Source organism: Pseudomonas sp. WS 5021 (assembly GCF_012985535.1).
Lineage (GTDB): Bacteria > Pseudomonadota > Gammaproteobacteria > Pseudomonadales > Pseudomonadaceae > Aquipseudomonas.
In genome coordinates this window covers 541968-554319 of record NZ_JAAQWP010000003.1, presented here as the reverse complement: position 1 = coordinate 554319, position 12352 = coordinate 541968, and the positions used below count along the sequence as shown (strand labels likewise).

10 protein-coding genes are annotated in these 12352 nt (G+C 63.3%); 2 read left to right on the top strand and 8 right to left on the bottom strand.

Going from position 1 to position 12352, the window contains the following annotated elements; genetic code table 11:
• Positions 1 to 55 precede the first annotated feature (55 nt).
• Positions 56 to 778 carry a hypothetical protein gene (locus HBO19_RS12535; protein WP_170042159.1) on the bottom strand — a complete coding sequence of 241 codons (723 nt, stop codon included), beginning with the start codon at positions 776 to 778 and terminating at the stop codon, positions 56 to 58.
• A gap of 121 nt (positions 779 to 899) precedes the next feature.
• Positions 900 to 1151 carry a DUF6124 family protein gene (locus HBO19_RS12530; protein WP_170057587.1) on the bottom strand — a complete coding sequence of 84 codons (252 nt, stop codon included), beginning with the start codon at positions 1149 to 1151 and terminating at the stop codon, positions 900 to 902.
• Positions 1152 to 1546: 395 nt separating this feature from the next.
• Between HBO19_RS12530 and HBO19_RS12525 the strand changes: the two genes are divergently transcribed.
• Both HBO19_RS12525 and HBO19_RS12520 read left to right on the top strand, forming a co-directional pair.
• Complete coding sequence (locus HBO19_RS12525; protein WP_169953841.1) at positions 1547 to 1807, top strand: type II toxin-antitoxin system RelE/ParE family toxin; 261 nt, start codon at positions 1547 to 1549, stop codon at positions 1805 to 1807.
• Between the two features lie 14 nt (positions 1808 to 1821).
• A complete protein-coding gene (locus tag HBO19_RS12520; RefSeq protein WP_099168625.1) occupies positions 1822 to 2109 on the top strand; it encodes a HigA family addiction module antitoxin in 288 nt (95 codons plus the stop codon).
• 142 nt (positions 2110 to 2251) lie between these two features.
• Here the strand turns inward: HBO19_RS12520 and HBO19_RS12515 are convergent, their stop codons facing one another.
• The 6 genes from HBO19_RS12515 to pilG form a co-directional block, all read right to left on the bottom strand.
• Positions 2252 to 2707 (bottom strand): chemotaxis protein CheW, encoded by a 456-nt coding sequence (locus HBO19_RS12515; protein WP_169953565.1) that lies wholly within the window; start codon positions 2705 to 2707, stop codon positions 2252 to 2254.
• Positions 2700 to 8555 (bottom strand): Hpt domain-containing protein, encoded by a 5856-nt coding sequence (locus tag HBO19_RS12510; RefSeq protein WP_170057586.1) that lies wholly within the window; start codon positions 8553 to 8555, stop codon positions 2700 to 2702. Before HBO19_RS12510 ends, HBO19_RS12515 begins: the two co-directional genes overlap by 8 nt.
• Positions 8556 to 8713: 158 nt before the next feature.
• Complete coding sequence (locus HBO19_RS12505) at positions 8714 to 10765, bottom strand: methyl-accepting chemotaxis protein (RefSeq protein WP_169953563.1); 2052 nt, start codon at positions 10763 to 10765, stop codon at positions 8714 to 8716.
• Positions 10762 to 11298, bottom strand: coding sequence for a chemotaxis protein CheW (locus tag HBO19_RS12500; RefSeq protein ID WP_169953562.1), 537 nt, complete (start codon positions 11296 to 11298; stop codon positions 10762 to 10764). The genes HBO19_RS12505 and HBO19_RS12500 overlap by 4 nt, the downstream gene beginning before the upstream one ends.
• A 12-nt stretch (positions 11299 to 11310) precedes the next feature.
• Positions 11311 to 11676 carry a twitching motility response regulator PilH gene (gene pilH / locus HBO19_RS12495; RefSeq protein WP_169953561.1) on the bottom strand — a complete coding sequence of 122 codons (366 nt, stop codon included), beginning with the start codon at positions 11674 to 11676 and terminating at the stop codon, positions 11311 to 11313.
• A 44-nt stretch (positions 11677 to 11720) separates the two neighbouring features.
• On the bottom strand, positions 11721 to 12128 hold the full coding sequence (gene pilG / locus HBO19_RS12490; protein ID WP_032858786.1) for a twitching motility response regulator PilG: 408 nt from the start codon (positions 12126 to 12128) through the stop codon (positions 11721 to 11723).
• Positions 12129 to 12352: the final 224 nt, after the last annotated feature.

Genomic DNA, 12352 nt, shown 5'->3' with positions numbered 1-12352 from the left:
AATCGGGGGGGTATCAATCAAGCTCGGCGGTGGATTGTTACGGTTGGAGTAATGGTCAGGAGCGCCGCCATTCCATGCGCTGGCGCCACACGGTCCAGCCCAAGCCAATGCCCGCCACGCCATGAAACCCCAGCACCGCCGCCAGGCTCCAGCTCACCAGCCCCCAAATCGCCTGCACGTACACGGGCAGCAGAAACAGCAACAGCCCAAACAACACGGCCACGCCCCATTGCTCCCACTTCATCAACCGACGCAGATAGGAGACGATCGCACAGCCTGAAGCCGCGCCCAGGAAAGCCAGCAGCAGGCCGGTGACTTCATGCCCCGACACCACGGGCCAATCCAGGCGCCACAAGGGCAGGCAGAAAACAGTCAGCACCAGTGAACACATCAGGATAAACACGAACAGGTATTCAAAGACCGCCAGGCCCCAGCCACGAATGCTGGTGCGGGTCTGTTCAATCTCGGCCTTGCTTGGTCTTTTCGAAATGGCCACCCCAAGCAAGCACGAGCCCAAACCGCCGAGGCTCATGACCACCAGGTTGATCACAACACCCTTGATTTCTTTGCCTGTGGCGTTGAGCACGAGGGTTTCCAGGTACCCCAAGATAAACACCGCGCCCACCACCGAAATCCCGAAGCCAGCGAGCTTGCCGCGCCGTGTCGGAAAATTCATCGTCGCGCTGGCAGTGAACACCAACACCAGGAACCACAACAGCAAAGCACCGGTAAACGGGGTGAGGTTGTACAGCCAGGCAAATACGTCAAATAGCCACATTGTGTTGTTGCTTCCACCGAAAGACTCGTCGGGTTATCGGCGGGTTTACGTGGGGCTTTACCCGAGCAGGCATCAGTCCCAAAAAGGGAACGAACGGTCCCTTTCTGGGACTGATCAAGTTTTACGCAGCGGCCGCAGGCGATAGTTGCTCCAGCGCACGCTCGACCAGCAGTTGGCCCAGTTCGGTCATTTGTTGGATGGCCAGGAGCACGCCGCGCTGGGCGCCGTTCAGCTCAAAGGCCAGGCCGCAGGTCAGGGCGTTGAGGGACGCGAGGGTTTCACTGGCGTTGACCAGCAGGGTTTCGGTGTTCTGGTGTGGGTTGACGGTGAAGATACTGGATGAGGTAGGTCGGTTGGGGGTGGGTTTGATCATGGTGAACATCTCCGATATGTGAAGGAGACTGACACCGCTTGCTTGCACGCAAATCGGGTGGCAGCTGTGCGCAGGTGTGCAAGACCGGGCATATCGGACCCCGGCAGACCCGAAGGTCTCCCACGCACAGCCGCCATAACAAACACAGCAGGCATAAAAAACGCCCGTTGAAAGGCTATGGGCGTTGGTGCGCCGATATGTAACCGGACTTGCACGTCCGTGTCACCGTTTTTTGCGATGACCGACCAAGCCTAGGCGCGCAGGCGGCGAGCGACAAGTTCATGGGCGGCGCGAAAATGTGCGGGAAAAATCTGAAGGCATCATGCCGCATGATCATTCCTACAGATTTTTAGGGTTGTTGCTCGGATGGCACCTCTCTAGCCTTTGGAATTTGAATCATCTCACCAGCAGAACATTATGAAACAGGATCAACCAAAGGCATCAACGCGGGTCACGCGAAACGCTTGCGTCGTGTGCTGCTGATTCTGGATAGCGCAGGACACCCGGGCGAATTGAATCTCCCAGGATGGCGTTTTCATCGACTCAAAGGCGATCTGCTCGACTACTGCTCCGTCAGCATTAGCGGTAACTGGCGCATCATTTTTCGTATGCTTGATGATCACGTCGAACTGGTTGATTACCTTGACTACCATTGAACAGGGGCACGTACATGGGTATGCACAACCCGCCACATCCCGGCGAAATCCTGCTTGAGGATGTGATGCCCAGCTTGGGCATCACCATTACCGAAATGGCCCGGCGGCTCGGCTTTGCCAGGGAAACATTCTCCAGGATCCTGCATGGTCACGCGCCAGTCAGCCCAGACCTTGCCGTGAGGTTGGAGCGGGCAGGCATCAGCAAAGCGCGGTTATGGTTGTCGATGCAAAGTACCTACGATCTTTGGCAAGCAGAGCACCGTGAACAACCGGTCATTGAGCGTTTTGCGCAGATTAAGTAAGGTTTGGCGCCAAGCGCACTCCAATGTGGGAGCTGGCTTGCCTGCGATGCAGACGCTTCGGTGTGTCAGTTAAACCGAGGTGATGCTATCGCAGGCAAGCCAGCTCCCACATTGGGTCTTCAGAGGTGTTGATAACGGCTGTTCAGGCCAACCCAGCCTCGACCAGCAGCGCTTCCAACCCCATCAGGTCCGGCACTTTCGCCACATGCTCGCCGACCTGTACCGCCGCCAGTTCCAGCGGCGACAGGGGGACGTCCACATAACTCAGTTGGCTGTCGAGCTTGTACGAGCGGGGAATGCCCTGGATCACCAGCGCGATGAACTTCAAGGTCGGGCGCCCGCCTAGGGCGTTGAGCACGACGATCCGTGCGCGTTCGCTGACAACGCTGGTACCACCGCAGGCCGCTTCGAAGCTGATCAGGGGCAGTTGCTGGTCGCGCCAGGTCACTTGCCGCAGGTACCACGGCGGGGCGTCGCTGGCCGGTTCGCCGCGCTGGAAGTCGATCAGCTCGGCCACCGCCACGTTGGGCAGCAGCAGGTGGCGGTCGGCCAGGGGCAGCAGCAAGCCGGTGAGTTGGCTGGTGCGGTGGTCAAGCATGTTTCGGGCTCCAGTAGGCGATGCTTTCGAGCAACACCGACTCTTGATAGGGCTTGCCAAGGTAGTCGTTGACCCCAATCGCCATGGCCCGATCGCGGTGTTTCTGGCCGGTGCGCGAGGTGATCATGATGATCGGCAGGCGCGCGAGCCGTGGATCGTTGCGCACCTGGATCGCCACTTCGAAGCCATCCATGCGCGGCATTTCGATGTCCAGCAACATCAGGTCCGGGGTGTGTTCTTCGAGCAGGGCGATGGCGTCGATGCCGTCCTTGGCAGTCAGTACGTTCATGCCGTTGCGCTCGAGCAGGCGGCTGGTGACTTTGCGTACGGTCACCGAGTCGTCTACCACCAGCACCAGCAATCGCTGTTTTTTCTGCGGCTCGTTGACCGCCAATGCCGTGTCCGCCGCCTGGGCCGGCAAGGCCGGGGCCAGGGCGCGGATATGTGCCAGCAGGTCGATGATCAACACCACCCGGCCATCGCCGAGGATGGTCGCCCCGGACAGCCCCTGCACCGCCGCAAACTGCGGGCCCAGGCCCTTGACCACGATTTCCCGGGTGCCGGCCATGTCGTCCACCTGCACCGCAATATATCGCTCGTTGCATTGCATCAGCAGCACCGGCAGCGGCTGGCTTTGCCCCAGTAGCTTGGGCCGGGCCACGGTGTGCAGCAGCTCGCCCAGGTAATACAGCTCATAGCGCTGGCCGGCGTATTGATACACCGGCGGGTCCAGTTGGTAGTGCCCTTCCAGCTCATTGGGCAACACGCGCACCAGGCCCTGGATGGTGTTCAGCGGGATCGCGTACTGGTCTTCCGCGCACTGCACCATCAACGCCCGGTTGACCGACACGGTGAACGGCAGGCGAATGCGAAAATGCACGCCCTGCCCCGGCGTAGAGTCGATCACCATGCTCCCGCCGAGTTGGCGCACTTCTTCATGCACCACGTCCATGCCCACGCCGCGCCCGGAAATCTGGGTGATTTTTTCGGCGGTGGAAAAGCCCGGCTGCAAGATGAACTGCAACACATCGCGATCGCTGATCTCCATCTCCGGGTCCAGCAGGCCACGCTTGATCGCCTTGCGCCGCACCGCATCCAGCGGCACGCCAGCGCCATCGTCGCGCATGTCGAAGATGATGTCGCCACCTTCATGGCTCAGGTCCAGGGTGATCCGGCCCTTCTGCGGCTTGCCCGCCAACAGCCGTGCATCCCGCGATTCCAGGCCATGGTCGACGGCGTTGCGCAGCATATGCTCCAGGGGCGCGGCCATGCGCTCCAGCACGTTGCGGTCCATCTCGCCCTCGGCATTGCCGACCACGAATTCCACGTCCTTGCCCAGCTCGCCGGCCACTTGCCGCACGATACGCTTGAGGCGCGGCAGCATGCGCTCGAACGGCACCATGCGCGTGCGCATCAGGCCTTCTTGCAGCTCGGTGTTGATCCGCGCCTGTTGCTGCAACAGGTTCTGCGCGTCCTGGTTGCGCTGGTCGAGGGTTTCCTTGAGGTCCAAAAGGTCCGAGGCCGACTCGGACAACGCGCGGGACAGCTGTTGCAACTGGGAATGGCGATCCATTTCCAGTGGATCGAATTCTTCGTAGCCCAGGCGCTCGGTCTCGGCGTGCTGGCGGCTGAGGATACGGCCCTGGGTCTCGGTATCGAGGCGGCGCAGTTGGTCGCGCATGCGCTCGATGGTGGTTTCCACCTCACTGAGGGCGGCGCGGGCGTCGTTGACCTGCTGCTCGATGCGCCCACGGAAAATCGAGGTTTCGCCGGCGAGGTTGACCAGGTCATCCAGCAGCTCGGCAGAGATTTTCACCATGTCCGCGCCCGGCTCGCTAGCGGCCGGGGCTTCGGGTTTGCTGGCGGCCATGGCGACCGGTGCGGCCTGGTCTTCGCTGGGCTGGACCAGGCTTTTGATGCGCTCGATCAGGCGCTCCACCGAACCGACCGGCAACCCCGCCGCCACTGCCTCGACCATCTGCGCCAGGCGGTCATGGCAGCCCTGCAGCAGCGCAAACAGCTCGCTGGTGGGCGCCAGCAAGCCCGCCGACAGGCCTTCGTAGAGAAACTCCAGTTCGTGGGCCAGGTCGCCAATCGGGCCGATCTCGACCATCCGCGCGCCGCCCTTGAGGGTGTGCAGGTCGCGCAGCAGGGTCTCGACTTCCTGGCGGCCCTGGGGCTCGGCCTGCCAGCGCGACAGTGCGGCGCCGGAGCTGTCGAGGATGTCGGCCGCTTCCTCCAGAAAGATGTCCAGCAGCTCCGGATCACTGCCGCCGCCCTGTGCATCGGGCGGTGTGGGTAGCGCCACCGGCGCGGCGTTCTGGCGCACCTCGCGCAAGCGGCCAATCAGGGCGCTGGAATCACTCAAGGGTTGCTGCTCTTGCAACTGCTCCAGTTGCAAGGCCAGGTGTTCATGGCTGTCCATCAACACTTGCGCCATTTCAACGGAGTAGTTGTAGCGCCGGTCCACCAGGCCTTCGTAAAGGCTTTCCAACTCTTGGGCCAGATCGCCCACCGGGCCGATTTCGGCCATGCGCGCACCGCCGCGCAGGGTGTGCAGGTCGCGTTGCAGGGACGACAGCGGCGCCACGCCGTCGGGGTCCAGCAGCCAGCGCTTGAGGGACTGCCCGGCGCTGTCGAGGATATCCACCGCTTCTTCAAGGAAGATCTCGACGATCTCATCGTCCACCGCCCAGTCCTGCTGCAACTGCGAGGTGGCCGCGCCCAGTTCGGCAATGCTCAAGGCGCGGCTGCCATCGGTTTTGATCAGGCCGGTGGCGCTGGGGTCGAGCCCTTCATCGAGTAACTCGCGCAAGGCTTTCATGCGCGCCGGCGCCGGGCTGACCTCCTGGCCGGCGGCCAGTTGGTCGAGCATGTTGATCAGGGCTTCATGGGCCTGTTCGGCCTCCTGGAAAAATCGCTCGCTGACCGCCAGGCTGCTTTCTTCCACCGCGCCATACAGGTCGAGCAAGGCTTCGCACAGTTCATCCATCGGATGCAGTTCGGCCAGGTGCGCGCCCTCGCCCAGGGTGGTCAGCTCGTCCAGCAACGCACTGAGCTCCTGGCGCTCGCCAGGGTGTTGTTGCCAGCGCCGCAGCAGGCTTTCGGCATCGAGCAGGATGTCCATGCCCTGGGCCAGGAAGTTGCTGATCAACTGTGGGTCGCGCTTGACCCGCAGGCCGGCGCTCGGCGCATTGAGGAAGGCTTCGAGCTGGCTGTCGAGGCGCGCCTGGGTGCGCTCGATCAACGATTGCGCACCGTCGATGGGCGCCAGGGGGTCACTGTCCAACTGGCGCAGGCCGCGCTGGAACAGGGCTTCGCCCTCCAGCAGCAAGTCGATTTCATCCAGGTCCAGGGCCAGGCGATGGGCCTTGTATTCGCGCGTCAGGTGGTCCAGCGGCCGCGCCAGTTCGGCGATGGGCAAGACGCCCGCCATGTAGGCACTGCCCTTGAGGGTATGCAGGGCACGTTGCAGCTCATCGCTGACAGGCAGCGGCATCTGCTCGGTGGCCTGGTGCAAAAACCGATTGAGGCTGTCCAGGTGACTCTGTGCTTCGTTGCGAAAGATCTCCAGCAGCAGTGGGTCGAGCGCGCTGTCATCCTGAGCCACGGCTGGCGGTAACGGCGCGCCACTGGCCAGGGCATGGGCGCGTGCGGCAAGGTGGTCGACATCATCGCGCTGGCGCTGGGTGTCGGCGGCGAACTCGGCGATCAAGGCCGGCAGCAGCACCAGCACGTCATCCAGCACCGCCTGGACCTCGGCGCCCGGCGCGACCACCCGCTCGAGCACGCGGTTCAGCAGGTTTTCCACGGCCCACGCCAGTTCCGCCAACACCAGGGCACGCACCATGCGCCCGCTGCCCTTGAGGGTATGGAAGGCGCGGCGCATGTCGCTCAGGGCGGTTTTATCTTCAAGGCTGGCGGCACCTTGGGGCACCAGGCGCTGCAACACGTCCAGCACTTCGGCGGTTTCTTCCAGGAACACTTCGCGCAGTTCATCATCCACCGACTCTTCATCGGCTGGCGGCGGCAGCAGGCTGCCCGGGCGTTGCAGGGCCGGTGGGTTGAGACGTGGGGTCGGGCTGGCCAGGGCCTGCGCCAGGGTCTGGGAATCGACCGGCAATTCATCGTGCGGTGCCGAGGGTTCCTGGCGCCAGGCTTGCTGCGCGGGCACTGGCGCATAACCTAGCGCCGCGAGCCCTTCAAAAGCGATATCCAACACCCGCTCGCCCGGTGCATCCGGGTCCTGCAGCATGCGCTCCAGGTAGTGTTCCAGGCTGGTGAGCACATCGGCGCAATGCTCCAGCTGCGCCGCCGGCGGCGCGGTGTCATGGCCCATCCACTGTTCATCGACGTAAATCTTGAAGCCACGCACCAGGCTCGCCGCGCGCGGCAGCGGGATCATCGCCAGGGCGCCACGCACCTGGGTCAGCAGCTCTGGCAGGGACTCCAGGCGCTGTGTATCCCATTGCGCCTCAAGGCAGTCGATGACCAGCTCTCGCGCCTGCTTGAGGCACTGGCATGACTCCTTGATCACCAATTGGTGGATCTGGGTCAGGTCGGTGGTGGGCAGGCGGCTGTCTTCACGGTTTTGCGGTTCGACGGTGCCGACCATCCCGGCCAGCGTCGCCTCGACATACAGCAACGCCCCGGCTACATCCATCAACACCGCGTCGTTGGGCTCGCGCTGCCCCTGGGCCAGGCCCTGGACCACCGCCAATTGGTCGATGATCACTTTGCGCGGCTGGCCAAAGCCCAATACCGCCAGGGTATCGGCGATCTGCCGCAACGGCGCCAGCAGGCTGTCCAGGCCAGAGATGTGTTGGCGGTCGCTGCGCACGAACAGGTCCAGGCGCTCCTTGACCCGCACCAACTCCTCACACAATGCGCCGAGCACCGAGCCCATGGCGTTGCGGTCCGGCCCGGCCAGGCGCGCGCGCTCGGCATCGACCACGGTGCTGTCGGGCAAGGCTTCATCCAGGCCGTAGCGTTCCTTGAGGCTTTGCATGCGCGGTGTCGGCCGGGTGACTTTGGCGATGTAAAACAGCAGGCTCTTGAGCAGTTGGTCGGGCGCCGGGGTGTTGATCCCTTCGATGCCCTGGATTTGCAGGCGCTTGAGCACCTTGTCACAGCTCTTGAGCAGGCTGCGCAACGCCGGGCTATTGGCGATAACGCCGGTGAGCATGCCTTCGGCCAGCGCCGAGGTGACTTGCCACAACGCCAGCAACGGCGCGCCGTGACACAGCGCTTCCAGTTGCGCGAAGACCCGCGCCATGTCTTCCAGGTTGCTCGGGCCGTGGTCTTCACGCAGCAGCCCGGCCAAGCCCTGTTGCAGCATTTGCCGCCATTGCTGCAGTTGCTCGGCAAAATCAGCCGGCGCTCGTTGGGCCAGGGCATCATCGGGCAGCGGCGCGATCACCAGCAGTTGCGGGCTGAACAGGCTGGTTTCCGAGAGCAGGCTTTTGCCGTGCACGCTGCGCAGGTCGTTGAGCAGTGGCAACACCACCAGGGGCAGGTCGCGCCGCGCGCTGTGCACACGGTCCAGGTACAACGGCAGTTGGCCGAGGGCTTGCTGCAGCAGGCGAATGCCTTCTTCACGCTGGCTGACACGCCCGGCTTGCAGGGCCAGGGCCAGGTGCTCCATTTCTTCGGCGAGCAGTGCCGCGCCGTAGAACTCGACCATTTGCAGGGCACCGTGGACCTGGTGAATGCCCTCCAGGCACTGCGCCAGGGCTTGCTCGCTGGCGTCGTCGGCAAAGGCGTCCAGCGCCGCACGGGCCTGCTTCAGGGTGTCGGCGATCTCGCCCTTGACCCATTCGAGGGCGACGTAGTCGTGCCGGTCAACCATAACGACTCCCGTCTGAATGGGTGAAAAGTGAGAATCCATGTGGGAGCGGGCTTGCTCGCGAAAGCGCTGGGTCAGTCGGCACATTAGGTGACTGATACACCGCTTTCGCGAGCAAGCCCGCTCCCACATTTAGATTGCGGTGGCTTTGGGGAGGCATGTCATTCATCGGTCTTGCGCACGGGCGGCAGGGTGAAGCCCGATACCGAGCGGCGCAACTGGCTGGCCATTTTGGCCAGGTTGCCAATGCTCTCGGCGGTGGCCGTGGAGCCCGATGAGGTCTGGCTGGTGATCTGCTGGATCACGTTCATGGTCAGGGAGATCTGCCCCGCCGACGAGGTTTGCTGCTGCGCGGCGTTGGAGATGCTCTGGATCAGCGCGGCCAGGGTCTTGGACACCCCCTCGATTTCTTCCAGGGCCACCCCGGCGTCCTGGGCCAGGCGCGCGCCACGTACCACTTCGGTGGTGGTCTGCTCCATGGAGATCACCGCTTCGTTGGTGTCGGTCTGGATCGCCCGCACCAGGTTCTCGATCTGCCGGGTAGCCGCCGACGAGCGCTCGGCCAGGCGTTGCACTTCATCGGCCACCACCGCAAACCCGCGCCCGGCGTCACCGGCCATGCTCGCCTGGATCGCGGCATTGAGGGCCAGGATGTTGGTCTGCTCGGCGATGTCGTCGATCAGGCTGACGATGTCGCCGATTTCCTGGGACGACTCGCCCAGGCGCTTGATGCGCTTGGCGGTGTCCTGGATCTGCTCGCGAATGTTGTCCATGCCGTGGATGGTGTTGTGCACCACCTCGTTGCCCTTGTTGGCGATCTCCACCGAGCGCTCGGCCACCGCCGAAGACTCGGCGGCGTTGGCCGATACCTGGTCGATGGATTGGGCCATCTGGTTGATCGCCGTCGAGGCTTCGGCAATCTGCTGGGCCTGGTGTTCCGAGGCCTGGGCCAGGTGCATGGCGGTGGCCTGGGTTTCCTGCACGGCGCCGGCCACTTCACCGGCGGTGAGGTTGATGGTCGCCACCAGGTCGCGCAACTGGTCCACCGAATAGTTGATGGAGTCGGCGATGGTGCCGGTGAAGTCTTCGGTCACCGAGGCGGTCACGGTGAGGTCGCCGTCAGCCAGGTCTTCGATTTCGTCGAGCAGGCGCATGATCGCGTTCTGGTTGCGTTCGTTTTTCTCGGCGGTTTCGCGCAGCTGGCGATTGGTCTCGCGCACCATCACCAGGCCAATCAGGATGATTGACGCCAGCGCCAGCAAGCCCAGGACATAGCCGCCGATGGTGTCGAGGGTGCGCCCGCCGGCCAGGTTTTCAAAACCGGTGGCCAGGTGCGAGGCTTCATCGAGCAGGGTTTGCGACAGGCTGAAGATGTTGCTTGCCGAGGCGCGCACCTGGAACAGTTGCGGCGAGGTTTCGAGGATTTCATCCACGGAGCCGGAGACAAACTCGAACAGCTCGGCAATTTCCGCCAGGCGCGCACGGGCGTCCGGGTCCTGCACTTCGCTGATTTTCAGGCCTGCGCTGCCCTGGAGCATGCCGGCCAGGACCTGGCCAAAGCGGTTGGCATCGCGGCCAAAGGCGTCGGCGGCCTTGACCGCCGTGTCATCCCCCGCCAGCACCGTGTTGACCGCCCCCAGGATGCGCTCGGCCAGCAGCGATTGGCGCTGGGCCACGGCCACCTGGCTGGCGGGCGCGCCGCGCTGCAGCAGGATCTCGACGACCTTTTCCGACTCCAACTGCAATTGCGGCACGGTTTCGGCCAGGGTCGCCGCCACTTGATGCAGGGACAGCACCGTCTGCTCGCTGGCCAGGATCACGTCGGTGTTCTTCAGCAAGGCTTCCCAGTCATGCTGCACGGCGCGCATTTCGCTGCGCACGGCGCTGGGCGCAGCGGGCAGGCCGGTGGCCGGGTCGCCTTTTTTCAGGTAGCTCCAGCGCTGGGCAAAATCATTGCGCGCCTCGCTCAACAGCTTGAACGCGGCGGCCTTGCCGGCTGCGGCCTCGGTGGCGTTCTTGGCAATGCGCTGGGACAGCACGCGCAGCTCGCCGGCGTGGCCGATGTACTGCTTGTCGTAGGTGGACTGGGTGTTGAGGTACGCGAAGTTGGCGAACAGCAGCATGATGAAGATGATCAGCGCGATAAACAGCACGATGATCTGCGAGCGGCTACGGGAGGCTTCCTGCGGTTTGACGGGCGTGGCGGTGCTCATGCGGCAACATCCAGAAAGCCCGGGGCCTGGGCCAGGGCGAAGGGGCTGAAGACCTGCCACAGCGGGTCGCCGCTGAACTGGCCTTGGATAAACGCGGCGCTGGCCGCGGGCACGCTGGCCGATACCGGGCGCAGCTGGTCCTGGGCGAAGTGCTGCAGGCCGACCACCTCATCCACCAGCAGGCCGACGAAGGTGTCTTCGTGTTCGATCACCAGCACCCGGCGCTGCTTGCGCGCCGTCGACAGCTCATAGCCGAAAAACCCGCACAGGTTGATCACCGGCAGCAAGCGCCCACGCAGGTTGGCCACGCCCCTGACCCAGGGCTTGACCCCGGGCATCAGGGTGCAGCGCGGTTCATGCAGTACCTCGGCGACTTCGCCCATGGGCGCCACATACCAATGCCCGCCCAGGCGAAAGCCAATGCCGCTCCAGCTGTGCGAGCGAGTTTCCTGGGACGGCAAATCAGCGGCCAGCAGGCGGCAACGGCGGTCGATGTCCAGCAGCAGCTCAAAGGCGGTTTGCGACTCGGTCATGGGAACGTGCCGTCAGGACTTGAGCACCGAGTTCAGCACTTCGATCAGCTTGTCTTCTTCCACCGGCTTGGTCAGGTACGCCTTGGCGCCCTGGCGTGCGCCCCAGATCTTGTCGGTTTCCTGGTCCTTGGTGGTGACGATGATGATCGGGATACCGTTGGTTTCCGGCTCCTTGGACAACTGGCGCGTGGCCTGGAAGCCATTGAGGCCGGGCATGACGATATCCATCAGGACGGCGTCGGGTTTTTCCTGGCGGGCCAGGGCCACGCCATCGGCGCCATTCTCGGCCTTGAGGACTTGGTGGCCGTGCTTTTCCAGCATGCCGGTCAGTTTGTACATTTCAGTCGGCGAATCGTCGACGATCAGAACGCGTGCCATGGTTTTCCCCACTACATTGGTTGACGCAAGCCCAGGGGGCTGGGTCAATGTGCTTGTTCTACTGCGGCGAAACCCGGCACATAGGCCTTGATCGCACTGAGCAGTTCTTCCTTGCTGAAAGGCTTGGTCAAAAATTGATCGACGCCGACGATGCGCCCCTTGGCCTTGTCGAACAGGCCGTCCCTGGACGACAGCATGATCACCGGGATGGCCTTGAACGCCGGGTTGTTCTTGACCAGGGCGCAGGTCTGATAGCCATCCAGGCGCGGCATCATGATGTCGACAAAGATAATGTGCGGGTGATGGTCAACGATCCTGGCCAGGGCATCAAAACCGTCGATGGCCGTGATGACTTCGCACCCCACGTTCTTCAACAGCGTTTCAGCGGTGCGGCGAATCGTTTTCGAGTCGTCGATCACCATCACTTTCAAGGCGTTGGAATGCTGTTCCATATCTGCTCTACCATCGCCACAGCGAATCGGGTTTCGGCGTGTACTGCCGGATGCTGCCTGGGAGGAGCGCCAAAACCCTTGCCATGCAAGGGCCGACACGCCATGGCAGCCTTTTTAGCACAGACTGGGGAGGCAATCTATCGGCCGACCGGCAAGGTGGTTTTTCCTTGACCCACAACAGCCGCAGCGCCACTCTGACGCCACTTTTATGCGCCCTTATTTGC